Origin of the sequence: Cellvibrio japonicus Ueda107, assembly GCF_000019225.1 — a bacterium.
In the GTDB taxonomy this organism is placed as follows: domain Bacteria; phylum Pseudomonadota; class Gammaproteobacteria; order Pseudomonadales; family Cellvibrionaceae; genus Cellvibrio; species Cellvibrio japonicus.
The window spans coordinates 3666438-3690737 of sequence record NC_010995.1 but is presented as its reverse complement, the minus strand read 5'-3'; the positions used below and the strand labels follow the sequence as shown (position 1 = coordinate 3690737).

The window sequence follows — 24300 nt, the reverse complement described above, 5'->3', positions numbered from 1 at the left end:
TTAGCACACATATATTCGCAATGGTCGTGAGGCTGCTGGTGACAATCGCAAAACTGCCTTGCTGCCGTTGGTGGCGACTAAAATGGTGCACAGGCGTTACATAAGTCGTCATACAAATGTTTTATAGGTGAATGTCAGTTTCACTGTAAAAAATAAGTAACCGTTTACATTGCTTTGCACGACATTAGCACAACCAGCGTTTCAACAAATAAGGCACAGGTGCTGTTGTACCTGCTTGGTGCACCTTGTATGGGCTCAATAGAATGGTGCTGCCATTCGTTTCTATTGGCTAATGAATGTCTGATTACTAATAAAAATTCGGCGTGTTTTATTCGGAAATGATAGCGCTGTCATTTGGCGCTTTTCGAAACAGGGTATCGGTCTCTACTGGCCCGGCAGCACCGGATAACTGATTGGGGGTGTGTAATGCGAGTCGGCCTGGTTCGCCTGCGCATCTGACATTAACAATAAGAATGTACTGAAGGAAAACCAATGCGAACACTTCATTTTTTACCTGTATCCCGTTTTTTCATGACATCGCTCCTGGCAGTAACCGCCATCAGCCAGGTGGCGCCTGCCTGGGCCGCCTGCAGTTACAAGGTCACGAATAATTGGGGCTCGGGGTTTACCGCTGAAATTAACGTCACAAACGATACCGGCCAGGCCGTGAGCAACTGGTCGGTGTCCTGGCAGGAAAGTGGTGCAACCGTGACCAATGCCTGGAATGCGACCCTGAGTGGCTCCAATCCTTACACTGCTGCTTCCCTGGGGTGGAATGGCACCCTGGCGCCGGGCGCCTCCGCCAGCTTTGGCTTCCAGGCCAATGGCAGCGCAGGTGCTCCCGGGGTGAACGGCACCCTGTGCGGAACCGCCACCTCATCGGTGAGCAGTGTGTCCAGTACACCGGTAAGCAGTTCGTCCAGTGTCAGGAGTTCTTCCTCCAGCAGTTCGGTACAGAGCTCCCAGGCGCTCTCAACCTTGACCCTCCAGGAAGTGCAGGCCGGCTTTTGCCGCGTGGATGGTATTGCCAATGAATCCACCAACGGCGGATTTACCGGTACCGGTTACGCCAATACCGATAACGCGCTGGGTGCTGCCATTGTGTGGGCAGTTGCGGCCAGTACCAGCAGCCGCTACAAGCTCACAGTGCGCTTTGCCAATGGTGGTTCAGCCAGTCGCGATGGTTCATTGCTGATTAACGGTGGCAGCAACGGTAATTACACCCTGAGCCTGCCCGCTACCGGCGCCTGGACGACCTGGCAAACGGTGACGGTTGAGGTAGACCTGGTACAGGGCAACAACCTGGTGCAATTGACCTCGCGCACTGCCGATGGCCTGGCCAATATTGACTACCTGCGAGTAGAGGGGGCGTCAACCACCGCCGGTTCCTGCAGCGGCAATACCGGTAGCAGTGTCTCTTCAGTCAGGTCCAGCTCCAGTGTGGCCAGCAGCTCGTCCTCCAGCCAGGCGACAGGCCGGATGCTAACCCTGGATGGCAACCCGGCAGCCAATTGGTTAAACAATGCGCGCACAAAATGGTCTGCCAGCCGTGCGGATGTGGTGTTGTCTTACCAGCAAAATAACGGCGGCTGGCCGAAGAACCTGGATTACAACAGTGTCGGCAATGGCGGTGGCGGCAATGAGAGCGGCACTATCGACAATGGGGCAACCATTACTGAAATGGTATTCCTCGCCGAGGTTTACAAAAGCGGAGGCAATACCAAATACCGCGATGCCGTGCGCAAGGCGGCTAACTTTTTGGTGAACTCACAATACAGCACCGGTGCCCTGCCGCAGTTTTATCCGTTGAAAGGTGGCTATTCTGATCATGCCACCTTTAACGATAACGGTATGGCCTATGCCTTAACGGTATTGGATTTTGCGGCCAACAAGCGCGCGCCTTTTGATACCGATGTATTCTCTGACAGTGATCGCACGCGTTTCAAAACAGCGGTGACCAAAGGCACTGACTATATCCTCAAGGCCCAGTGGAAGCAGAATGGTGTATTAACCGTTTGGTGCGCACAGCACGGTGCCCTGGATTACCAACCGAAAAAAGCTCGCGCCTATGAACTTGAGTCATTGAGTGGCAGTGAATCTGTAGGCGTCCTGGCATTCCTGATGACGCAACCGCAAACGGCGGAGATCGAACGCGCGGTAAGAGCGGGGGTTGCCTGGTTCAATAGTCCGAGAACTTACCTTGAGGGGTATACCTACGATTCATCCCTCGCGGCTACCAATCCCATCGTACCCAGGGCAGGCAGTAAAATGTGGTATCGTTTTTACGATTTGAACACTAACCGCGGTTTCTTCAGTGATCGTGACGGCAGCAAGTTCTATGACATTACCCAAATGTCCCTGGAGCGTCGCACCGGCTATAGCTGGGGTGGTAACTATGGAACCTCGATTATCAACTTCGCCCAGAAAGTGGGTTACCTGTAACCTGGTGTACTTCCCTCCGCACTAATCAAAAGGCCTGCAATTGCAGGCCTTTTGATTATCTTCGTACACATCCTATGGTGTTCATAAATCATTCCCGATTTACCAGATACCTTTTTTCTGCTGCAAATGGGTAATTAGCAGATTGGCCAGCAGTTGATCATCGTTGGCCGAGGGGTGCCAATGACAGCCGCTGTAGTCCAATCCTTTAAAAACAATCTGCTCTACCTGATGGAGACCGCCACCCTTAAGCTGCGCCACTACCTTGCCAACCTGCTCGGCAATTTCTCCATTCGATTGGTCAGAATTCATCAAAATAAACTGGGCCCTGGCGTTGTTGCTATGTAACTGTTTAACGAATTTGACATAGTTCGCCACATAGTCGGCGTGCAAGGCCTCGCGGGTTTTCCAGCGCTCATTGTCATTGAGCGCGGTGGAAAAATCGTTCGTACCTAAACCAATCACAATCACTTGCGGTTTCCAATGTTTGTTGTGGTAAAGCTGGTCGGGATTGTTCAGGGTATAGGGATAAAGTGATAACAGGCTTTTATCGGGCGAGGTGCCGTTGTAATTGCGCACAATACCGAATCCGGACGAGGCATTGATTTGATAATCCGCGTCAAAGGCTTTCGCCGTCAAAGGGCCAAACGCCATTTGTGAGTTGGTGGTTTTAAATAATTCTTCGTCCGTACACTCCCGGCTGGGCGATGTATTGCCATAACCAACGGTAAAGGAGTCACCGATAAATTCGATCTGGCGCTTGCGCTTGGGCAGCGCCAGTGGCTTGGCGGATGGGTCAGTATAAAAACCCAGGAAGCGCCCGCTGGTGGATTGGGTTTCGGTGAGTTTTTCGAGCCTGACCCGGTGCTTGCCCGGCGCCAGGGATTCGACCGGGTAATCGACCTTGCCCGGCTTATTGATAACCACGGGTGCCTTATCATCCACAATCAGGCGGAAAATATTCTGGTCATCATCAAATTTCAGGGTTAAGGATTGGCCTTTAAAGGCGGTTTCAAAATACACGGCAGGCCAGGAGTACGTATAGGATACGGGTTGGTTTGCCGGGCTTTCTACCAAAACGCGGCCGCCGATATGCAGTGGGAGCGGCTTGGTTGAGTCGGCTGCATAAAGGCTGGAAGACAATAGCATACCGGCCAGCAGGCCGATGAGTGCATGTGGTTTCATGGAGGGTTCCGTTATCAGGTGTGGTGGTAGCAGCGCAAAAAATTACTGCATATCCGCAATAATGCGTTGCAGGCCTTTCAATGAGGCTTCGACACTTTGCATGGGGGTCATACCCTCAGGGTAGGACTCTTGCTCTACAACCAGCCACAGGGTGCCGCCCCAGGTTTTATTGGCATTAATGAGTGCTTTCCAGTCAGTGGTGTCCTGGCCAATGATGGGGTGTTCACTATTGCCTTCGGCGGGAGCCGAGGCTTTGTAGTGAGTCGTCAGGGTGCGGCCCGGATAGGCTTTGATAACGTCAATCGGGTCTTTTCCCGCAACCTCTGTCCAACCGACATCCTGCTGCAGGATTACGGCCTTGGACGTACCCTGGCCAATCACATCCCAGGGGGTTTTGCCTTGCTCACCCAACATTTCTTCCTTGTGGTTGTGGTAACCCGTGTGCATGCCGTGGGGCGCCAGTTTTTCCTGGATCAACTGTAATTCAGCTGCCACCTCTTTCGCGCCCTCTGCGGTGAAGGCGCGCTTATCCATCGGGATAATCAGGTAATGGCAATCGATCGCTTTGTAGAAGGCGACCGTCGCCTCAAAGTTGGCGTCGTTAAGTTTTTCAAAGGGCACATGGGCGCCGGAAGCTTTCAAACCCAGTTTGTCGAGAAAAGTTTTCAGCCCCTTGGGATCGTCAGCGTATTTGCCAAAGGTACCGGCAAACTCTACCCCCTGGAAACCCATGGCCGCAAGTTTGGTCAAGGTGCCTTCAAAGTCGGCCGTAACATCATCTTTCACCGACCAGAGCTGCACGCTGAGTTGCGGTGATGTGGGCGCAGGTGCTGCGGCCAATACGCCAGTGGAGAGCGCAATCGAAGAGGACAGTAAACCTGCCATGCCGATGATTTGTAGCTGTTTTTTTAGAGTCATAGTGAGTCCTTGTAATGGTCGCTATTGATGTATACCTAGAGTTTGCCTTGCTTTAATTGTTGCGCCGCATAATCCGCCGCGCGTGCACTGATCGCCATATAGGTGAGCGAGGGGTTTTGCCAGGCACAAGAGCTCATGCAGGCACCGTCGGTCACAAACAGGTTGGGCACATCGTGCGCCTGGTTCCAGCCATTGAGCACCGAACTTTTCGGGTCTTTGCCCATACGCGCGGTTCCCATTTCGTGAATGGCCAAACCCGGCTCCCAATTGTCCGGGGCACTGATGTGTTTGCTCACATTTTTCACACCGATGGTCTCCAGGATATTGGCGCAGGTATCGGCGATGTCGTTAAACATGTTCCAATCGTTTTCGGTCAGTGCACAGTCAATCAAGAGTTGCGGCATACCCCATTTGTCTTTGAGGGTCGGGTGCAGGGAAACCTGGTTTTCGTAGCGCGGCAACATTTCACCGGAACCGGATAAGCTGAAAATCCAATCGCCACCGGTGCGGATTTTTTGTTTTAGTTCTGCACCAAAGCCCTCCTGGTTGCCGATTGCATTCCAGTTTTCGCGGTGGGCTCCGCCCATCAGGAAATAACCGCGCAGGAAATCGGCATCGGGCTTTTGCGGATTCAAATTGCGGAAACGCGGAATGACGATGCCGGTTGGGCGGCGGCCGGAATAATATTCCTCACCAAAACCTTCCACGCGCCCGCTGGCACCGGCACCGTAGAGGTGATCCATCAGGTAATGCCCCAGTGCCCCGGATGAATTGGCAATACCGGTGGGAAACTGTTCACTGACAGAATTGAGCATGATTTGTGTGGTGCCCAGGGTTGATGCGCACAGGAACACCACCTTGGCAAAATACTCGCGCACCTCCAGGGTTTCGGCATCAATCACCCGAACGCCGGTTGCGCGGTTGGTGTTGGGATCGTAAATGACACTGTGCACAATGCTGTCGGTGGCAACCGTCAGGTTGCCGGTTTTGACTGCCGCCGGCAGGGTTGAACTTTGTGTCGAAAAATAAGCGCCGAAGGAACAGCCTTTTTGGCATTCATTGCGCGCCTGGCATTGGATGCGGCCCTGGGCCAGGTGATGGGGCGCCGGCACCGACAAGTGCGCGCAGCGGCCAATAATCAATTTGCGATCTTTCCACTGTTTTTCGATGCGGACTTTCATCGCCTTTTCCACCGCATTCAATTCAAACGGCGGCAGGAATTTGCTGTCCGGTAAAATGGCAAGGTTTTCACGGGAGCCGCTGATGCCGGCGTGAACTTCCACATGATCGTACCAGGGGGCGAGGTCGGCGTAGCGAATGGGCCAATCGACGCCGTGGCCATCGATGGCATTGGCGTTGAAGTCCAGTTCACTCATGCGATAGGACTGACGGTGCCAGAGCAGGGACTTGCCGCCCAATTGGTTGCCGCGGATCCACGACCAGGGGCGGCCTTTCGGTGTTTGATAAGGGTAGTCCTTATCGTTCATAAAAAAATGCTTGGTGGCATCGTTAAACGCGTAGCAGCGTTGCTGCACGAAATATTCATTATCGGCCAATTCTTTTTCAACCTGGCCGCGGAAGGGCATCTTCCAGGGGGGAACGCCTTCGCCGATATAGTCCTTGCGGTGTTCCACATTGCGCCCGCGCTCCACCATCAGGGTTTTCAGGCCTTTTTCACAGAGTTCCTTGGCAGCCCAGCCGCCGGAAATACCGGAGCCTACGACAATCGCATCAAAGGGCTCGGCCGCTTTTTTAATATAAAACGTGTTGGAATTGCTCATGGCTATCTCGTCGGTATTCTGGATATGGCGTTAGCGATCAGGTCTGCGACCAGTTGCGGCCGACATCCTTGAATTTCAGGTTTTTAAAACCGCCGGGTATGGGCAGGTATTTCAATTCCTGGCTTGCGCCTATCTCAGAGGTGTAATAGCCAAAAATCACCAGGGCTTTCAGTTGTTTGAAGAAATGCCGGTCCTCCAGAGCAAACGGCGCCTCGCCTTTTTCCATCGTGCTCAGGAGTGCAACCTGTTGTTCGCTCGGGGCTTCAAGGAAGGATTTACCCAGGGCTGCTTGCGCCAGGCTGGAAAAGCGATCCAGCTGTTTGAGGTAGAGCGCCTGATCGGCTTTGCTAAAGCAATAGGCCAACTGGTAGTTAATAAAGTCGTGCACTCCGGCGGCAATGGCACCGGGGGTATCTGTCGTTGGAATAATGAATTCACCCAGTTCGCGCACCAGGGCCAGTTGGTTGTTATCCAGCAGGGTTTTCTGGCGGCGCGCCATATCAGTTGGCACACTAAAACTGGCAGCCAGCGCTTCCAGCGAACTTGCCGATAGCGACAGCCCCAGTAGCAGTGCCAGGTGTTTGAGCGCCTGGCGCCGCCCGTTAAGGGAATGGGGCTCTGTCGCCGCCAATCGGTGGGAATCCCGTTGGGGAGGATGGGGAGTGCCGAACATGTTGGTTAAACCTATTTTGTTATTGTGAACAAAACACCACGCCACAAAAACCAACGCCTGGCGGGTGATACACGGATGCCCTGGATAGTTTCAGACTAGTTGCAGTTAAACAAACTGGCTACACAGGATGGCTAAATATGTAAACGATAACATCTGCCTTTCAAGTGGCTTTACACAAACAAACACAACTTGAGGGATACGAGCAGTATCCATGCTCTGGGGTGGAATAAAGCGGCATAAAAAGAGCATAAAATCAATCTATGGCGTATTTCTTTATTTTCAGTGAACTAGTAGAGGGAAGTATCTTTGGATAGTTGAACTGTGTCAGGCGGTCACAGGAGTCTCTTGGATTCTAAACTTGCTTGAAGTTTGGGTTATAGGGAGTAGGGAGGGTTAGCTAAATGGCTTATTCTGGATTACTGTAATCACAATCATTGGCTTGATCGTGCTGTTATTGCAATTAACGTAATCGCACGACTCTCTTGCTGCAACGACTTTTTACCTTATTGCTAAAAAGCTCTAATGAACTAATAATGCTTCGTTGAGTATCTAACTACCTCAGAGGTATCTTGACCAGCTTAGATCAAAACGACTGCAACTCGGCATATCGAGTCTATATACAGTAAAACATATCCTCTATACACATTCTGCAAAACATATACCTTCTTTATTTGGGTGAAAATCTTGATGTTTTGATCTGCAGAAAGGGATAGTATCTGTGCCTGCAGGTTGCGATATGACTGGTCTATTCATTTAAATTAAGTCAGTTTGCTGGATAGGCCATAAGGCACGATTTATCGTGCTTTTTATGTCGCATTGGGTAGCCTTATGGCTAAAAGATTAAGCTATCACAATTGCCAAAGTTGTAGTTGAGCTGACTTTTATGACTATTGTGATCTTGTATATTTGATACAGTAAAAATTGAAAAACCTAAAGTTAAATTAATTTCATTCTAGGAGAAACTATGGCGCGATTAATTTTATTTGGCTTGATGCTTGTAGCAGGTTCAGTTGTGGCAGGAACACAAGAGGGGCAAGTAACTTCCATCGTAGTAAGAGATAGTGATGGGCTGCATTTATTTTATATGACGGGAACTGCTACTAATAGACCAGAGTGCGCTTCACAATATAGATACTGGATCATAAAAGATGAAAGTTCAAATGTTGGCAAGGCACAGCTTTCAATGCTTATGACTGCCTATGCTGCAGGAAAAACAGTACGAGTTACTGGGGCGGGAACTTGTTCTCGTTGGCGAGATGGAGAAGATGTAAATACCCTTGAGTTAAAATAATTTAACAAGAATTTAATATGGGCGCTGATCATATTATGAATAGCGGTATAAAAAGGCCGGATCATCACTGATCCGGCCTTTTTATTTTCTATCACACCAAACGACTTACACGTTGTAAGTTGTCGACGCGGTATTACCGCCGCGACCGGTCCAGTTGGTGTGGAAAAATTCACCGCGTGGCCTGTCGATACGCTCGTAGGTGTGGGCGCCGAAGTAATCGCGCTGGGCTTGCAGCAGGTTGGCGGGCAAGCGGGCAGTGCGGTAGCCATCGAAATAGGTGAGGGCGGAAGTGATGGTGGGGGCGGGAATGCCGTTGACAATTGCCGCCGCTGCGACACGGCGCCAGCCTGCCTGGGCCGCATCCACAGTTTTGGTGAAGTAGTCGTCCAGCAGCAGATTTTTCAACTCGGGATTCTTGTCGAAGGCTTCTTTGATATTGCCGAGGAACGACGAGCGAATAATACAGCCGCCGCGCCACATCAGGGCGATACCGCCGTAGTTAAGGTTCCAGCCGTATTCTTTCGCCGCTTCGCGCATCAGCAGGTAGCCCTGGGCGTAGGAAATAATTTTGGAGGCAAATACCGCATTGCGCAGGTCGTTGATAAAGGCTTGCTTGTCGCCGGTGAAATTCACGGCGGGACCCTTGATCACTTTGGCGGCTTCAACGCGCTCGGCTTTTTGTGAAGACAGGCAGCGTGCAAATACCGCTTCGGAAATCAGGGTGAGCGGTACACCCAGGTCCAGGGCGATAACGCCGGTCCACTTACCGGTACCTTTCTGGCCGGCGGTGTCGAGGATTTTCTCAACCAGCGGCTCGCCGTCGTCGTCTTTGTACGCGAGAATATCGCGGGTGATTTCGATCAGGTAAGAATCGAGTTCACCTTTATTCCATTCGGCAAATACCTGGTGCATTTCGTCCGCGCTCAGGCCGAGCACTTCTTTCATGATCTGGTAGGCTTCGCAGATCAACTGCATATCGCCGTATTCGATGCCGTTGTGCACCATTTTTACAAAGTGACCGGCACCGTTCTCGCCGACCCAATCACAGCAGGGGCTGCCATCGTCCACTTTGGCGGAGATGCTCTGGAAAATGTCTTTGACATAGGGCCAGGCCTCGGGTGAACCGCCGGGCATGATAGAGGGGCCGGTCAGTGCACCTTCCTCGCCACCGGAAACGCCGGTGCCGATAAAGCGCAGGCCTTTGCTGGCCAGGTAGGCGGTGCGACGATCGGTGTCGGGGAAGTGGGTGTTGCCGCCATCGATAATGATGTCGCCTGGTTCCAGGTGGGGAATCAGTTGCTCGATGAAATCATCTACCGCTTTACCGGCTTTTACCATCAGCATGATTTTGCGTGGTTTGGCCAGTGAGGCGACCAGTTCTTCGATGGAGCGGGCACCGCGAATGGTTTTGCCCTGGGCGCGGCCAGAGAGGAAATTGTCAACTTTGTCTACGGAGCGGTTGTATGCCGTGACGGTATAGCCTTTGCTGGCCATGTTGAGGATGAGGTTTTCGCCCATCACTGCCAAGCCAACCAAGCCTATATCGGAAAGTGGTTTCATAGTAGTAACAGCCTATCGTTGTGGTTGATGTCCTACCCGGGTAGGACCATGCAACAGGGGGAGCCAGCACCGGAGGTGAACATGCCCTGGTTGTTTGTGACCCGGGAAGTGCGTGACCGATTTTGTTTAATGGCACCGCTCTATGGGCAGTGCTTCTTTGAGGGGCGCCTATTATTCCCGTTTGCGTTACAAAAAAATAGCCAGACGGGAAAAGATCTGGCTATTTCTTCTATTTAGTCTTGCTATGGATGGCGTTACCTGATTTTTGACCGGGCAGCGCTGATATTGCGGTGGGTCTTTAGATACTGGCCAGATCCTCCAGTATGTGATCGGCCACCTTAAAGGCCAGGGCGGCGATAGTCAGGGTAGGGTTACCCGTGGCTACCGTGGGGAATACCCCGCTGCCGGCCATATACAGGTTGCTGTGATCCCAGGACTGCATGCGCGGATTGAGCACGGAACTGCTCTTGTCGTTGCCCATGCGGTAGGTGCCGACAATATGCCCCGCACCGTAGAAGGTGAAGTTGTTGCCCTGGTACTGGAAGTTGGTGGCGGTCACCTCGCCGGGGTTGCCATAGAACACCGGCGCCGGCGGTGCCTTGGTGTACTCGCGTGCGCCCATGGCATTGAAAATCTCAGTGGAGACCTGCTTGGCCGATACGAAGGCGTTGCGCTCGTAGTCCTGGCGCACCCGGTAGGTGACTTTCGGGCGCGGCAGGCCGAGGTGATCGGTGAGACTGTCCGACAGTTCCACGCGGTTGCCTGGGTCGGGCGCCGGCTCCTCTGCCTCCGGTTCCCAGCCGCTTTGGCGGGTGTCTATGGGGGAAAGGCGCTGGCGGCGGTAATCATCCACATAGCGGTTATAGAGGATGCGCACTAACCAGGGCCGCAACTGCTCGACTGCCTCCATTTCCTCTACCCGGCTGGCCAGGCGCACCAGCACATCCTGCACCAGGTCTTCGGCGCGATCCTGGGTGCCGGTCCAGCGGTAGGCCATGCGGTAAAGCAGTTCGATATGGGGGCGTAGCAATGCCTCAAAGCGATCTTTGGGCGAAGGGCGGCGGTTGAACAGGTGGAGGATACTGGCCAAGGTCTGGTTATCGTCACATGACAAAACAGGTATTGGGTGATAGTTTTTGTTAGTGTTAAAACATTTATGAATGTAATGGAAATAATAATAAAAAGGGGATCGAATTTCGATCCCCCCAAATTTTTACCTTTAAATTGCGTTATCACCCATTGCCTGTAAATAAGATTCACGCTGCATTTCATACAGCTTTTTCAGGCCATCTGGAACAGAGTTATCAAACGGCCCGAGACCTAACTTCATACGCTCACCCTCATAGTTAGCGTAAATTTCCCTGGCTCTGGCCAAGATTGCAGCTTTATCTGCTGCAGTTAGCTTTATTGGGGCCTCAGGGGTTGAGTGCACAATAAAAAATACCTCTTGCCCTGAATATTTTTCAGACAGGTTTCCGCGCATACCCATAAACTCATGATAAGCGAGTAGATCTATCATGGCATTATGTTTTTGCTCGGGAGAGGCCTCAGGATTTGTAAACCGATCAGAGAGTGATGAAAGCTCAGGCATATGCTGGAACATATCTCTATCGCCGTAAACAATAGCCTTAGTTACAAGCTGACGCATTTTCTCGACATCATTCACATCATCGCTTTTTAAATATTTAACCCAAAGCGCCTTCATTGCGGACACATCACCGGAATCAGCCATCCGTTCAAGAGTGGCTTCGTCGTACATGGCATAATCACTTTGTGAAAACGCAGGGCTTGCGATGTTCTGTTCATTCGCTTTGTTTATGTCACGAATGTCGCTTTCATTCAGTATGCCTTTACCTGTCGTGGCTGATGAGTTGCTGGCGTTTGATACTGCAATATCTGTCGCTTTCAAAAGATCGCTCTCAATCACAATTTCGTTTTCAGAAGCCGTGATTGCAGGATTTCGAATCGTTTGGGCTTGCCAGAGAGCAATAATCGCAATGATCACAATAACTATTAGTATTGAGGCTTTTTTGTTCATCATCTTAAGGAAACCCGATAAATTACTGATAATAGCGTGAACAGGCACCGTCGTCGGCTGCTCGTGCGGTGTTTTTGTTCCTGGTATATACCACTGAGCAATAAGCTTCACCTAATTTAATTGCTGCACTCACTTGGTTTATACATTTATCGTAAGTTGGGTTTTGAACTACATAGTCAGCATTTAAAAAAACGATCCTGTGCTGAATGCCGATACCACCGCCAAACTCTCTGTTATTAAATGCATTGCAATTTCCGGTTTCTCGAAGCCCATCTAAAGCAACATTGTAATTGCAATCTGAATTTTCTTTCTCGATTCTATTTTTTTCAGCAACACATTCTATGTTTTGTTTTTGTTTGTCATTAAGCACAAGACTTCGTGTGATTATGGACGGGCCTCCCCCCTAGGTGTGCGGTTGTTTATTTTATTGCCTCCCCCTAAGTCGTAAGTGTTGCACCCTCCACCTTCAGTACATGCCACGTAAATTTGAGCCATTGAAACGCTCGGAACCAAAATTGCCAACAGTAAACAGCTCCTAAACAATAACTTTTCCATAATCTATCCTAAGTATTTTCATCCACATTTAGAAATTCCTAACAGGAATATCCACTAACACATCTCCTTTGCTGGTTAACTGCCAAGCTTATTGTTTTTTGCCAAAGAGCAACGCCGTATTGGCAATCCCTAATGGTAGGTGATGAGGCCCATTTTCGAGCGGGGTAATCCTATATTTCGCTTCTGCTATGAATCAACATAAGGGAAAAGGAAGAGCTATAACATTTTGCAATGTATAACTAGGCATCTATAGCCAAAATCTGTGCGAGCGGAAAGCGACAACAAAGAAACGGGCAGCGCCAGGCACTGCCCGTTGAGTGAAAGCCTTAGCCGGCTGCCAGATCCTCCAGTATGTGATCGGCCACCTTAAAGGCCAGGGCGGCGATAGTCAGGGTAGGGTTACCCGTGGCTACCGTGGGGAATACCCCGCTGCCGGCCATATACAGGTTGCTGTGATCCCAGGACTGCATGCGCGGATTGAGCACGGAACTGCTCTTGTCGTTGCCCATGCGGTAGGTGCCGACAATATGCCCCGCACCGTAGAAGGTGAAGTTGTTGCCCTGGTACTGGAAGTTGGTGGCGGTCACCTCGCCGGGGTTGCCATAGAACACCGGCGCCGGCGGTGCCTTGGTGTACTCGCGTGCGCCCATGGCATTGAAAATCTCGGTGGAGACCTGCTTGGCCGATACGAAGGCGTTGCGCTCGTAGTCCTGGCGCACCCGGTAGGTGACTTTCGGGCGCGGCAGGCCGAGGTGATCGGTGAGACTGTCCGACAGCTCCACGCGGTTGCCTGGGTCGGGCAGTTGCTCGATCAGGTAACCCAGGCGGATTTGGCGGGTGTAAATCCCGTTGAGGGTATTCACCAATTGCTCGCCAAAGAGCATGGCGTTGTCCGGCAGGCCGGGGTCGAACTTGAGTGCCTGCCCCTGGGCATTGACCGCATTGCCATTGGTCTGGCTGTTGTCCTGGCCGAACACAAAGTCCGCCAGGGTGGTGAAAGGGTCGTTGGCGGCCCATTGCCAGCCTTCATTGCCGATCTCGATGCGATAGGCCGAGCGCTGGGAACGGAAGGCGCCGTCGCGCAGGGACTCCACCCCCGAAGTGGAGAGCGGGCCGCGGTAGGCATAGACCGGGTCTTTCGCCAGGCCCCAGGCCAGGTACATGATGTGATCCATCAGGTTGCGCCCCACCTGGTCGCTGGAGTTGGCCACGCCATGGGGGAAGTGTGTGTTCTTGTTGGACATCAGCAGCAGCTTGGGCGTCTCTATCGCGTGGGCGGCGAGCAGGTACTTTTTGCCCACTGCTGTGCCTGAGCCTGTCTGTATCCCGCTGTGGGTATCGTAGGTAATAAAGTCGATACCGGTGACCTCGGCGCTGTTGTCATCCACGCGGATATTGCTGGCGACACTGCGATAGCGCACCTCCACATTGCCGGTTTGCTGCGCCAGGGCCAGGGTGACGGTCGCATCGTATTTGGCCTGGATGGGGCAGATAGGAATGCAGTTGGTATTCCCTGCGCATTGGCGGCGCTCACCCGGCAGGGAGTTGCGCCCCTGGGGCGTGGGGGTGATGTCCACCGGGTTGCCGTCGACGGTCAGGGCGGTAACGGTCGGGGAGTTAAACGCATTATCCACCAGGGATTCGACGATACCCGGCATGGGGTAGTCGTAATTCTGGCCATAGGTTCCGGTGGGAGAAACCTTGAACAGGCTATAGATTTGATCCATGGCCTCCTTGTCGCCCGCCACGCCTATGTGGTTGGTCGCCTGCTCGTAATAGGGCACCAGAGCATCGTAATAGGCGGCGCCATCCGGCCAGTCCACGCCCTGGCCGTAGCGGGTCTTCAGCTCGAAATCGCTGGGAAACAGCCGCAGGCTGGTGCCGAGCCAGTGCCAGGTGGTGCCGCCGCCGATACGCTCATAGGAGCTGCCAAAGGCAAACTTGGCGTCGGGGCTGCTGCCGTTCAGGCCGGGATCTTGCGCGGTGTAATCGAAATAACACTGCTTGGCGTTGCGCCAGGCACCTATCTGCAACACGGTATAGCGCGGCACATTTTCCAGGGCCGGGTCGGGCAGGCCGAGGGGATTGTCCGGGGTCGATGCCGACGGGTTTTGGGTGGTTGGCGGATAGGGCGATTCCGGGGTTTTGGCATTGGCCTTGAAAAAGGTTTCCATATAGCCGCTGCGGTCAACGGGCACTTCCTGCCCCGCTTCCAATATCAGCACCTTTTTACCTTGCAGGCCCAATTGGTAGGCCACGATGGAACCGGCAATGCCCGAGCCCACAATCACCAGGTCGTATTCTTGATTGCTCATAGTCTGCTCCTTAGTTGCCGGTGTATTCGCTGAGGGCGGCGGGTGTTTTGGCCCAGTAGCCGTAGCGGTAGTTGGAATCGCCCATGGGGTGGGACTGCATCACCTGCCAGGCGAGTCCGCAGGTGTAACTCTTGGCAGAGATCATGTCGCTCACGGTGGTGGCCGGCGCAGAAGCCGTGGCGGGAATCACGGTGGGCCAGGCGCCGGAATACCACATAAAAATCAGTTTGCGACAGGCGAGCACAAAGGCATCGCCATTGCCCGGGTCGAGCATGGACGCGCCAATTTGCTGGGGGGACAACTTGGGATCGGTTTGGCTTTGCAGGCTGGCGAATTTGCTGAAAATACTGCTCGCCAAATTGGGATTGCCGGATTCCTCGCTGACTTTGGCGGTGAAAAAGGGCAGGTATTCGGCTTTGATATTGACCGGGTCTAACTGCGGCGCAAGGATGTCTGCACTAAAACCGGTCAGCACGGCGCTGAGGCCAATAAAATTGTTCATGTCATTGTTTGCCATGATGTCATTCCTTCTCGTAAGTGCAGCGACTTATTGCGCGCGCTGTAACAGGTAAGTGAAATCGGAGAAATTGCCCGTGGTGCCGGTGGCGTTGTTATGGCAGGCCATGCAGCTGCTGGACGTCTGTTTGATTTCACCCTGGATATAGGTTTCGAGTGTGGTGTTGGCGAGGAAGGATGGTGCCGGTACCCCGGTGGGATCGGTTTTGCTTTTGGCGTTGGTGGGCCACTGGGTGCTCACCAATTCGTAATTCAGCCACACCGAATTAGGCACCGCGGCAGCCAGTGCCTGGTGATACAAATCATTCAGTGCCCTGGTGTCGTCGGTGATCGGAATAACGCGCTCGATTTGCGAAGGTTTGGTGTAAGGTGTCGCGGGATTCCAGGGGCGCGGTGGCGGCTCGTTGATCGCGCAATCGGCACAGGCCGGGTCGTAATAGTTGTAGGTCGTGCGTGTGGGTTTTTCACCTTTGGTCGGTACATTGGCGATATGTTCAAAGGTGGACCAAATCCACTGCGGTTCATCGATGGTTTTGTGCGCGATATGGAAGCCCACCAGGCCCACTTGTTCCAGGCTGCAGGCCGGTGTTACGCCGTGCTGCTCGGCGGGATTGTTGTACACCAGCGCCATGGCAGTGTGGTAATCCTTGGGATTAAATTTCCCGCCCATTTTGATCCAGGCGGCTTTCAACATGATGGAGCCGATCTGCTTGGTTTTACTGATGCTGGGTGGAAAATCCGCATCGTTGTTAAACGCTTTTTGTCCCGCTTTGGAATAGAGTTTATTGTTGAGAATGTAATTAAACATGGTCTCATTGGTGAGGATTTCATAGCGGGTGTATTGGCCGTTTTGGTCAATCAGGGGGCCTGTCTGGAAGGGCTCGCCACTTTCATCCAGTACGTTGGGTGTTTTGCCCACCTGGGTGAGTTGCAGTGTCCCCGGTGGAATACTGCCTGGGTCTATACCTTTACAGGCGTCCGGCAGTGAGCTCGCTTGTCCCCAGGGCGCAGGCGTGGCGCCATCGGGTAAAAAAATCGTGTAGCTTTCGCGCCAGCTTTGCCACACCACCGGGCCGTTCGGGTTTTGCCCAATGACCAGGTTATTGTTGGGGGTGCCATCGGGATTGGCAGGCCAATTGAGTGCAACAAAGGATTGCCAGGAAAATACATCAAAATCGTGTTGCAGGGATTCCAGTGTGACCGGGGTTGTGCTTACCGTAATTTCCAGTGGAATGGTTGAACTTAATACCGGTAATGGGTTGGCACTACTGGAGCTGCTGGCACTGGCGGTCCATTCTGATTCTGCCTGTACCGGTACAGGATTATCGGTAGCGACGGTGGTGGACTCTTTATCGGAGCACGCGGTAATGCCGGAAAATACGCCAGTGATGAAGAGTAATTTGAGAAGGTGTGACCTGTGGTGTAGGTAACTCGGATAACACGGTAGTTTTTTTCGGATAGTCATATACATCATCCTTATATTTGTTGGTGAAATAGCAAACCTTGTTGTGGCAAATAAAATACGTTTGCCGTTGTTACGCCTCCTGCAAGACTTAGTAGTAGCACACAATTAAAAGAAGACGTTATTACCCAGGATAACGTGGCATCCAAAATTGGAAAATGGCACAAAAGCTCACCAATAAAAGACTTATTGCATGTCAATTTGAGTGAGTAGTGATGAGTGGAAATGTTTTTTTGCGGGTGTGGCGGATTAATTATCGCGTTGGATTTTGCGCTTGCGACGACGCTGGGGTTGCGCCTGTTGGGCAAGTGCCCAATCAATATGTTCACGCACTAGACTGGAAGCAGTTTCGCGTTTGTGTGTGAGTGCTTCGATAATGCGTAAATCGCTCGGAGCATTACCCAAACCTACCGCGATATTACGCAGCCAGCCCTCATAGCCAACGCGGCGAATCGCCGAGCCTTCGGTGCGTGTGAGGAATTCTTCTTCACTCCAGAGAAATAAATCCACCAGGTCGCTATCGGCTAACCCGTGGCGTGGCAGGAAATCAGTCTCGCCGGTAAAGTGCGCATATTTATTCCAGGGGCAAATAGCCTGGCAGTCATCGCAACCGAAAATCCGGTTGCCGATGGGCTCGCGAAACTCTTCAGGAATCACGCCTGTGTTTTCGATGGTGAGATAGGAAATACAGCGGCGCGCATCCAATTCATAAGGCCGCGGGAAGGCATCGGTGGGGCAAACTTTCAGGCAGGCGGTGCAGTCGCCGCACTGGTTATGCTGCTCAGGTTTGTCGATAGGCAAGGGTAAGAAAGTAAAAATTTCGCCCAGGAAAAACCAGCTGCCGGCACTGCTGTTAATAATCAGCGTATGTTTGCCGGTCCAGCCCAGCCCCGCCTTTTCGGCCAGTGGCCGCTCCATGACCGGCGCGCTATCCACAAACGCGCGATTCTGGCCTTTGAGCGGATAATCATCCGGTAGCGCGCGCTCAATACGCTCAGCTAATTGCCCCAGGCGCTTGCGAATTAATTTATGGTAATCGCGCCCCAGGGTGTAACGGGAGATATAGGCTTTGGTGGGATCTTTCAGTATCTGGATCTGCCGTGTATCACCCGGCAGGTAATCCATGCGTACTGAAATAACGCGCAGGGTGCCCGGTAACAATTCGGCCGGCCGCGAGCGTTTATTGCCATGGGCAGCTAACCATTCCATGCTGCCGTGATAACCCTTGGCCAACCATTCCTTAAGGCGTACTTCAGCTTCACCCAGGTCGATATCAGTAATTCCCAACTGTTGGAAACCCAGTTCGCGCCCCCAGTGTTTGATATCGGCAGCCAGTTGATGAAGATCCAGATCGGACATGGAATGTATGGGTATGGTGAAGTCGGACGGGTATTGTGCCAGAGAACCCCCGCAGGGGTAAAAGTGGTTAAAAAACACGGCAAAAATCTGCGTATGGTCTAGAATTACGCCACATAACCCTACTTAAAAACACCATAACTACAATAAATCAACAGCATAACTACAATAATCAACCGAGGTCACTATGCGCTCTTTTGTATCGGCAATTATCGCCCGTGCCATTTTTATTGTGTTGCTGGGAGGCAGTTTACTGGCACATGCCCAATCTCCCCAGGTTATTCGCACCTTGCCCATTTCTACGGATATTGATAGATACACGATCAATATCCTCAAGCTGGCCATTGCCCGCCAGGACATCCCCTATAGACTGGAATTTGACCCGAGCGATACCCGCACCCAAAGTCGTTATATCGAAGATGTCGCTTCCGGCAAGGTGGATTTAATGTGGGCCGCCAGTGACCAGAACCTGGAGTCGCGCCTTTTGCCTGTGCGCATTCCCCTGCTTAAGGGATTGCTGGGGCACCGTATTTTCCTGATCCACAAAAATGATCAATACAAGTTTGACCAAATCCAGACACTGGATGATTTAAAGCGATTAAAACTGGGGCAGGGCACCACCTGGGCAGATACTAAAATCCTTGAGAGCAATGGCCTTAAGGTCGTCAAGACCAACAAATATGAGAGCCTGTTGTATATGCTGGATGGCGGTCGCTTTGATGCATTTCCCCGCGGTATCCAGGAGCCCTGGGAAGAAGTGAATAAAATTCCCGGCCTGCAACTGGTGGTAGAGAAACGCATTATGCTGGTGTACAAAATGCCGTTTTATTTTTTTGTCAGTAAGGACAATCCACGCTTGGCGCGCGCTCTGGAAGAGGGATTAAACAAAGCTGTTGCCGATGGCAGCTTTGATAAGGTGTTTTTTGCCGATCCCTCTATTCGCAAGGCAGTGGAATTGGCCGATTTAAAAAATCGCAAGGTTTTTTATCTGGATAACCCCAACCTGCCGAGGGAAACACCGGTGGATCGACCCGAGCTTTGGCTGGATATTAACCAGCTCCAATAGTCCAGGTGATAGGGGCGCACAAATTTTCACAGTTTCAGTGGGCGTGGGTTCAGTTGGCTTTGTTATAGTCGCGTCACGATTAACCTGAGGGAGAACATGATGAAACATGTAATTTGTGCGCTTTTTTTGTCTCTGTGCAGCCTGCCATTGTTGGCCAATCCATTACCCGCCCAACCCCATGTGTATGTTGAAGGCTCAGCGGAAATCGAAGCTGAACCTGACGTCATGACGTTTTCACTCAGTATTCAAGCGCTGAATATGGATCTGGCTAAAGCCAAGGCGGATGTAGACCAGCGCTCGCGCCTCTTGATCGAGACCAGTAAAAAATTCGGTATCAAAACCAACGATATTGCCACCACCGCCCTGAATATTCGCCCTGAATATGACTATCGCGACCGGGAGCGAGTGCTGACCGGTAACCTGGTTTCGCGCCAGGTTGATATTACCTTGCGCGATCTCAAAAAATACCCCGATATGATGAAAGCCCTGGTGGATGCCAAAATCACCGAAACCATTAACACCACCTTGTCCCTCAGCAATAAACAGGATTTGGAAAACAAAGCGCAGGTTGCTGCCATGGCCGATGCCAAGGCCCGCGCTGAACGTCTCGCCAAATCCCAGGGCAAGGCACTGGGCGAGCCCTGGTCGATTTCTGAATTTAATACCCGCGGCAATGAGCGTTGGCAGTTGGTGCCCAGCCGCCAACTCATGGGCAGCAGCAGTAATAAAGTGATGATGGAAATGCGCGCTGCCGATTCCTCCGAGCCTTTTGAACCCGGTGTGATTAAATTAACTGCACAGGTGTTTGTGGTATATCTGGTTAAATAAATGAATTGATCGTTGTGTGCAAAAAGCTCTCCGCCGGAGAGTTTTTTGTTTTATGACGACGCTGTTGTGCCGTTACAGCGCTGCGCAATCATCTCCTTCCATTTCTGTATATCGGTGCCCTCCGATTCAAACAGGCTTAATCCCACCAGGTATTCCCCGTCCGTTTCATAGGGTTGGTTCCATTTGACTTCGCATACCAGGACGAAACGCTCGCCGGTTTTTAATTGTACACAGGCTTGCATGATGCAGCCTTCAGGTAATGGGCAATCGGCAATTACGCGCAGGCCGTTAGCTGACATATCCAGGCTGGTACTCACCAGTAAGGTTGCCGGGCCATTGTCCAGGGGCTCTTCGAGGTAAACCGTTTCGCGCGCGTTCAGGCGATATTCCTGGCGCAGGTCGTTGTTGGGAGTTTGATTATTATTATCGGTTGTCATGAGTGAGTGTCCTTGCGTAATCCGCGAATCACTTTCGCGAGTTGGTCTTCAAAATCTCCGCCCTGGCGCAACAGGCGCAAGCGATCCTGTTGCAGGAGTTCAATTAAGGGTTCGCGCTGTAATTCGGCGAGTTTGCGCCCGAGCTGATCGACAAAAATATATTTCCCGCTATTGCCGAGGATGACTGAGAGTTTGCAGCGGCGCACTTGGCCTGGGGGCTCCTCCAGTTCCATCCAGGCGCCTACACGCAGCTGATTGACGGTTGCTATGGCTGCCAGCCGCCGCGCTTCAGCGTCGGCAAGTTTGGCCAGGCGCTGTTGCTCGCGCAGGTGTGCAGCCTCGACTGCGCGCCTTTCTTTTTCTTCTGCCAGCGCGCGGGCTTCGGCCAGTGCTTTGCGTGCGGCGGCGTGGCGCAATTCCAATTGTTCTTGCATGGCGCGCTCGGCGGCTTCAGCCGCTTGTCGTGCTTGCACTTCGTAAATGGCCTGCTGTTGCTGGAGCAGCTTGTGCGCCTGTGCGACCAGTTTGCTGAGCAGGGGCTCTATGTTTGGGCGCAGGCTAAATTCCGGCAGCGGGCGGGCAATACCGGTGGACAGGCTGAGCGCCATGTCCTTGAGGCTTTTGCTCATGATTTTGCGCCCTGCCTGATCAACCAATAGCAGCTGGCCGGCAGCGGTATTTTTATGGGCAAGCAGGGTGCGGATTGGCGCTGCCTCTGTTTCAAAGACCAGCCAGTTGCCGACTTCCAGCGACTGGCTTTGCTGCAGCAGGCTGGGGGTGATGCGTGTACCCGTCTGGCTGTAACCCTCCGGGTAAGGGAGCGGCTCCAGGATACTGAGCGGTTGGCTTTTTTTCTGGATGGCCAGCATGAGTGCCTGGCAGAGTTGCTCCGTCCAGAGCCGGTAAAGGGCGGGATTGCTGAGCGGTAATTCCAGGCTGCGCTCCAGTTCACCGATGAGTGAGGGAATCTGGCTATACAGCCATTGGTCGTCGGGCAGGTTTTGTCCATCGCCAAATACCTGCCCCAGGCGCGGCAGGAGTTTTTGCCAGAGCTTCCAGAAAGGCGCCTCATCCCCTGTGGTTGTGGACAGGTTGTGTTGCAATTCGCTTTTGAGTACGGCATCCAGTTGGTCGGCACTGTCCTGCGGGAAGAGGCGATGGGCAAGGTGTTCGTTAAGCGCTTGCACCACCTGGCACTCAATGGCAATCAGGCGCATCTGTCCCGCCTCTGTCTCCACCAGGCGTGCACTCAGCATGGCGGCGCGTTGCGCATCGCTATCCGCCCAGTCGACAAAGGCGTGCAGACTTGCCTGGTCCGGAGAATCTACCGCCTGGGCAAAACGGTCATAAAACTGCTGGCTGGGTTTGCTGGCGCGCGGATACCAGCGATTCAGGTGGTAATGGATTCGCTCAAAGAGCCGGCGCGCCGGATGTCGGTTGTCGAGATACGTCGCCTCGTCAGCGCATAGCCATTGCTCGCACTCCGGCCGGAGTTTGTCGATTAATGGTTTGAGCCGGGGATCGAGTTGTTGCCATGCCGGCTCCAGCCATTGGCTGGTTATGGCCTGCTGTAATTGCGGCGGGGTTTGGCGGCTGGCTTTGGCAACCAGTGCAATAGCCTGGCCGAGCGCCTGGGTATCGCCGGAAAGGATTTGTGCGAGGGTGAAATCCTGGGTCATGGTTGATCTATGTGAAAAGGTAATTACCACTATAGATAACCCCATGCAGTCTTGCCGCCTGAAAACACGGGAACTTGCGTATAATCGCGCCCACTTGTTACTTCCAGCCGGATTCTATCCATGATGATTGCCCCCGCTTCACCCGACTCTGCACCCAGCCACGGACTTTATACCGCTGCCCAGGCCTATGCCCTGGATGCGGCGGCGATTGCCAGCGGTATCCCATCCATCCAGTTGATGAAGCGCGCCGGTCGTGCAGCGTTCAACCTGTTGCTGGCGCGCTTTGCCAATCCCGGGTTGATCAGCGTTTACTGCGGCGGCGGCAATAATGGCGGCGATGGCTATGTGCTGGCGGCCCTGGCGGCCCAGCGGCGCCTACCGGTGCAGGTGATTCAACTGGTTGCTCCCGGCGATCTCAAAGGCGAAGCCCTCCAGGCTTATGAGTTTGCCTTGCAGGAAGGGGTTACCATGCGCCGTTTTGCGGCAGATACCCAGCCTGAACAAGGGATGATTGTTGATGCACTGCTGGGAATTGGCCTGCGCGGAGAGCCCCGTCCGGACATGCTGGCGGCCATTGCCCAGATTAATAGTGCTGGCCTGCCGGTACTCGCGCTGGACATTCCCTCCGGGCTCAATGCCGACACCGGCGCGGTACAGGGCGATGCAGTCAGGGCGGGATTGACGCTCAGTTTTATCGGGCTCAAACGCGGCCTGCTGACCGGGCGCGGCCCGGCATATTGTGGCGAAGTGCTGGTGGATCAGCTTGATCTTCCCGCTGATGTATTTGAGCAGGTGCCGGCGGCTGCCGAGCGCTTGAGCCTGCCGGCGTTGCAGTCGCTGTTGGCGCCCCGCGCTGCCGATGCCCACAAAGGCGATTTCGGCCATGTGATGGTGATCGGCGGTGATACCGGCTATGGCGGTGCCGCACTTATGGCCGCTGAGGCGGCGGCCCGCTCCGGTGCCGGCCTGGTCAGTATTGCCACGCGCCCGGAGCATATTCCCGCCATCCTGGCGCGCCGCCCTGAAATCATGGCTTGCGGCGTTGTGTCCGGCCAGGAGCTGGAGCCCTGGCTGGCGCGCCCGACGGTGCTGGTGGTCGGGCCTGGCCTGGGGCGTTCCCCCTGGTCGGAGCAAATGCTCCAGCAGGCGGTAAAAACCGGCCTGCCGCTGGTGCTGGATGCCGATGCGCTCAATATCCTGGCGGCCGGGCGTGTGGTGCGCAATCCCAAAGGGCGCCAGCGCTGGCTGTTAACCCCCCATCCCGCCGAAGCGGCACGACTGCTGGGAGTGACCACTGCCGAGGTACAGGCCGATCGCTTTGCGGCGGTAGCCGAGTTGCAAACCCGCTATGAGGCCGCCGTTATCCTCAAGGGCGCCGGCAGCCTGGTTGCCAGTGCAGAGCGTCCGGTGGGGCTGGTGACAGACGGCAATCCGGGCATGGCCACCGGCGGTATGGGCGATGTGCTCTCGGGTATCCTCGGCGCCCTGCTGGCGCAGGGGCTTGCCTTTTGCGATGCCGCGCGCCTTGGGGCGGTACTCCACGCCTGTGCCGCCGATCTGGCTGCCGATGAGCACGGCCAGCGCAGCCTGCTGGCTGCGGACCTGGTCCCCTACCTGGGCGAATTGCTGGGCTGAGGTGCCGCTATGACAGATGCACACAACTCCCTGTATCTCGCCGATGAGCAGGCAACCCTGGCCTGGGGTGAGCGCCTGGGCGCGCTGCTGGCGGCGCGGCACACCTTTACCAGCGTTTATTTGCTCGGTGACCTGGGGGCGGGTAAAACGACCCTGACGCGCGGGTTACTGCGCGCCTTTGGCCACCAGGGCGCGGTCAAAAGCCCAACCTATACCCTGGTGGAGTGTTATGAACTGGGCGAGCGTCGGATTTACCACTTTGACCTCTACCGCCTGGGCGATCCGGAAGAGCTGGAGTTCATGGGTATCCGCGATTATTTCAGCGATAACAGCCTGTGCCTGGTCGAGTGGCCCGCCCGCGGTGCGGGTGTCTTACCCGAGCCTGATTTGATGATTGCGCTGACGCCTGAAGCCGAAGGGCGCCGTATCGCCTGGTCAGGGCCACTCTCGCAAAGCCTTGAGGATTTATTGGACAAAACCGCCAGCTGACTATTGGTTAAATTGACTATCCTGCCCTAGGATTATCCTTACCGTCACAGTTCAGATGTGCTTATGGGGTTATCCAC

20 protein-coding genes are annotated in these 24300 nt (G+C 53.5%); 6 read left to right on the top strand and 14 right to left on the bottom strand.

Translation table 11 applies throughout. From position 1 onward, the window contains the following. Positions 1 to 492: 492 nt before the first annotated feature. A complete protein-coding gene (gene pelA / locus CJA_RS14940; RefSeq protein WP_012488682.1) occupies positions 493 to 2442 on the top strand; it encodes a pectate lyase in 1950 nt (649 codons plus the stop codon). Positions 2443 to 2541: 99 nt separating this feature from the next. On the opposite strand, the gene ce2C is transcribed toward pelA, so the two are convergent. Genes ce2C through CJA_RS14920 form a run of 4 tightly spaced genes read right to left on the bottom strand, consistent with a single transcriptional unit; the run spans position 2542 to position 6996 of the window. Next, positions 2542 to 3624, bottom strand: coding sequence for a bifunctional acetylxylan esterase/glucomannan deacetylase (ce2C, locus tag CJA_RS14935; protein ID WP_012488681.1), 1083 nt, complete (start codon positions 3622 to 3624; stop codon positions 2542 to 2544). Between the two features lie 42 nt (positions 3625 to 3666). Then, positions 3667 to 4542 (bottom strand): sugar phosphate isomerase/epimerase family protein, encoded by an 876-nt coding sequence (locus CJA_RS14930; RefSeq protein WP_012488680.1) that lies wholly within the window; start codon positions 4540 to 4542, stop codon positions 3667 to 3669. 35 nt (positions 4543 to 4577) lie between these two features. After that, a complete protein-coding gene (locus CJA_RS14925) occupies positions 4578 to 6323 on the bottom strand; it encodes a GMC oxidoreductase (RefSeq protein WP_012488679.1) in 1746 nt (581 codons plus the stop codon). Positions 6324 to 6360: 37 nt separating this feature from the next. After that, complete coding sequence (locus tag CJA_RS14920) at positions 6361 to 6996, bottom strand: gluconate 2-dehydrogenase subunit 3 family protein (RefSeq protein WP_148208891.1); 636 nt, start codon at positions 6994 to 6996, stop codon at positions 6361 to 6363. A gap of 964 nt (positions 6997 to 7960) precedes the next feature. On the opposite strand from CJA_RS14920, the gene CJA_RS19160 reads away from it, so the two are divergent. Beyond that, positions 7961 to 8287, top strand: coding sequence for a hypothetical protein (locus CJA_RS19160; RefSeq protein WP_083766877.1), 327 nt, complete (start codon positions 7961 to 7963; stop codon positions 8285 to 8287). 105 nt (positions 8288 to 8392) lie between these two features. On the opposite strand, the gene gnd is transcribed toward CJA_RS19160, so the two are convergent. The 8 genes from gnd to queG form a co-directional block, all read right to left on the bottom strand. Then, the gene (gnd, locus tag CJA_RS14915; protein WP_012488677.1) at positions 8393 to 9847 is read right to left on the bottom strand and encodes a decarboxylating NADP(+)-dependent phosphogluconate dehydrogenase; all 1455 of its coding nucleotides are present in this window, start codon (positions 9845 to 9847) and stop codon (positions 8393 to 8395) included. Positions 9848 to 10145: 298 nt separating this feature from the next. Beyond that, entirely contained in the window at positions 10146 to 10937 is a 792-nt protein-coding gene (locus tag CJA_RS14905) for a GMC oxidoreductase (protein ID WP_041551588.1), read from the bottom strand. Between the two features lie 129 nt (positions 10938 to 11066). After that, complete coding sequence (locus tag CJA_RS14900) at positions 11067 to 11888, bottom strand: hypothetical protein (protein ID WP_148208890.1); 822 nt, start codon at positions 11886 to 11888, stop codon at positions 11067 to 11069. A gap of 19 nt (positions 11889 to 11907) precedes the next feature. Next, positions 11908 to 12255: a hypothetical protein gene (locus CJA_RS19380; RefSeq protein ID WP_148208889.1), complete on the bottom strand. Its 348-nt coding sequence runs from the start codon at positions 12253 to 12255 to the stop codon at positions 11908 to 11910. Positions 12256 to 12766: 511 nt separating this feature from the next. Further along, positions 12767 to 14755, bottom strand: a complete 1989-nt coding sequence (locus CJA_RS14895) for a GMC family oxidoreductase (protein WP_012488674.1) — start codon at positions 14753 to 14755, stop codon at positions 12767 to 12769. A gap of 10 nt (positions 14756 to 14765) precedes the next feature. Then, complete coding sequence (locus tag CJA_RS14890) at positions 14766 to 15272, bottom strand: hypothetical protein (RefSeq protein ID WP_012488673.1); 507 nt, start codon at positions 15270 to 15272, stop codon at positions 14766 to 14768. 30 nt (positions 15273 to 15302) lie between these two features. Continuing rightward, a complete protein-coding gene (locus CJA_RS14885) occupies positions 15303 to 16736 on the bottom strand; it encodes a hypothetical protein (protein WP_202944163.1) in 1434 nt (477 codons plus the stop codon). Positions 16737 to 16982: 246 nt separating this feature from the next. Then, positions 16983 to 18092, bottom strand: coding sequence for a tRNA epoxyqueuosine(34) reductase QueG (gene queG / locus CJA_RS14880; RefSeq protein ID WP_041552502.1), 1110 nt, complete (start codon positions 18090 to 18092; stop codon positions 16983 to 16985). Between the two features lie 184 nt (positions 18093 to 18276). On the opposite strand from queG, the gene CJA_RS14875 reads away from it, so the two are divergent. Beyond that, positions 18277 to 19155: a substrate-binding periplasmic protein gene (locus CJA_RS14875; RefSeq protein ID WP_041551587.1), complete on the top strand. Its 879-nt coding sequence runs from the start codon at positions 18277 to 18279 to the stop codon at positions 19153 to 19155. A 96-nt stretch (positions 19156 to 19251) separates the two neighbouring features. Then, positions 19252 to 19983 carry an SIMPL domain-containing protein gene (locus CJA_RS14870; protein WP_148208888.1) on the top strand — a complete coding sequence of 244 codons (732 nt, stop codon included), beginning with the start codon at positions 19252 to 19254 and terminating at the stop codon, positions 19981 to 19983. A gap of 50 nt (positions 19984 to 20033) precedes the next feature. Here CJA_RS14870 and CJA_RS14865 read toward each other — a convergent pair whose 3' ends face one another. Together CJA_RS14865 and CJA_RS14860 are read right to left on the bottom strand one after the other, a co-directional pair. Beyond that, complete coding sequence (locus CJA_RS14865; RefSeq protein ID WP_012488667.1) at positions 20034 to 20420, bottom strand: PilZ domain-containing protein; 387 nt, start codon at positions 20418 to 20420, stop codon at positions 20034 to 20036. Continuing rightward, entirely contained in the window at positions 20417 to 22099 is a 1683-nt protein-coding gene (locus CJA_RS14860) for a DUF1631 family protein (protein ID WP_041551586.1), read from the bottom strand. Before CJA_RS14860 ends, CJA_RS14865 begins: the two co-directional genes overlap by 4 nt. Before the next feature lie 120 nt (positions 22100 to 22219). Here CJA_RS14860 and CJA_RS14855 point away from each other — a divergent pair, with 120 nt between their 5' ends. Both CJA_RS14855 and tsaE read left to right on the top strand, forming a co-directional pair. Further along, on the top strand, positions 22220 to 23734 hold the full coding sequence (locus CJA_RS14855) for a bifunctional ADP-dependent NAD(P)H-hydrate dehydratase/NAD(P)H-hydrate epimerase (RefSeq protein WP_012488665.1): 1515 nt from the start codon (positions 22220 to 22222) through the stop codon (positions 23732 to 23734). 9 nt (positions 23735 to 23743) lie between these two features. Beyond that, positions 23744 to 24223, top strand: a complete 480-nt coding sequence (gene tsaE, locus CJA_RS14850) for a tRNA (adenosine(37)-N6)-threonylcarbamoyltransferase complex ATPase subunit type 1 TsaE (RefSeq protein WP_012488664.1) — start codon at positions 23744 to 23746, stop codon at positions 24221 to 24223. Positions 24224 to 24300 lie beyond the last annotated feature (77 nt).

What these genes read in the sequence shown, in the direction of transcription:
- pelA (WP_012488682.1), top strand. Translation starts at nt 493, where the DNA reads ATGCGAACACTTCATTTTTTACCTGTATCCCGTTTTTTCATGACATCG.
- ce2C (WP_012488681.1), bottom strand. Translation starts at nt 3,624, where the DNA reads ATGAAACCACATGCACTCATCGGCCTGCTGGCCGGTATGCTATTGTCT.
- CJA_RS14930 (WP_012488680.1), bottom strand. Translation starts at nt 4,542, where the DNA reads ATGACTCTAAAAAAACAGCTACAAATCATCGGCATGGCAGGTTTACTG.
- CJA_RS14925 (WP_012488679.1), bottom strand. Translation starts at nt 6,323, where the DNA reads ATGAGCAATTCCAACACGTTTTATATTAAAAAAGCGGCCGAGCCCTTT.
- CJA_RS14920 (WP_148208891.1), bottom strand. Translation starts at nt 6,996, where the DNA reads ATGTTCGGCACTCCCCATCCTCCCCAACGGGATTCCCACCGATTGGCG.
- CJA_RS19160 (WP_083766877.1), top strand. Translation starts at nt 7,961, where the DNA reads ATGGCGCGATTAATTTTATTTGGCTTGATGCTTGTAGCAGGTTCAGTT.
- gnd (WP_012488677.1), bottom strand. Translation starts at nt 9,847, where the DNA reads ATGAAACCACTTTCCGATATAGGCTTGGTTGGCTTGGCAGTGATGGGC.
- CJA_RS14900 (WP_148208890.1), bottom strand. Translation starts at nt 11,888, where the DNA reads ATGATGAACAAAAAAGCCTCAATACTAATAGTTATTGTGATCATTGCG.
- CJA_RS14895 (WP_012488674.1), bottom strand. Translation starts at nt 14,755, where the DNA reads ATGAGCAATCAAGAATACGACCTGGTGATTGTGGGCTCGGGCATTGCC.
- CJA_RS14890 (WP_012488673.1), bottom strand. Translation starts at nt 15,272, where the DNA reads ATGGCAAACAATGACATGAACAATTTTATTGGCCTCAGCGCCGTGCTG.
- CJA_RS14885 (WP_202944163.1), bottom strand. Translation starts at nt 16,736, where the DNA reads ATGACTATCCGAAAAAAACTACCGTGTTATCCGAGTTACCTACACCAC.
- queG (WP_041552502.1), bottom strand. Translation starts at nt 18,092, where the DNA reads ATGTCCGATCTGGATCTTCATCAACTGGCTGCCGATATCAAACACTGG.
- CJA_RS14875 (WP_041551587.1), top strand. Translation starts at nt 18,277, where the DNA reads ATGCGCTCTTTTGTATCGGCAATTATCGCCCGTGCCATTTTTATTGTG.
- CJA_RS14870 (WP_148208888.1), top strand. Translation starts at nt 19,252, where the DNA reads ATGATGAAACATGTAATTTGTGCGCTTTTTTTGTCTCTGTGCAGCCTG.
- CJA_RS14865 (WP_012488667.1), bottom strand. Translation starts at nt 20,420, where the DNA reads ATGACAACCGATAATAATAATCAAACTCCCAACAACGACCTGCGCCAG.
- CJA_RS14860 (WP_041551586.1), bottom strand. Translation starts at nt 22,099, where the DNA reads ATGACCCAGGATTTCACCCTCGCACAAATCCTTTCCGGCGATACCCAG.
- CJA_RS14855 (WP_012488665.1), top strand. Translation starts at nt 22,220, where the DNA reads ATGATGATTGCCCCCGCTTCACCCGACTCTGCACCCAGCCACGGACTT.
- tsaE (WP_012488664.1), top strand. Translation starts at nt 23,744, where the DNA reads ATGACAGATGCACACAACTCCCTGTATCTCGCCGATGAGCAGGCAACC.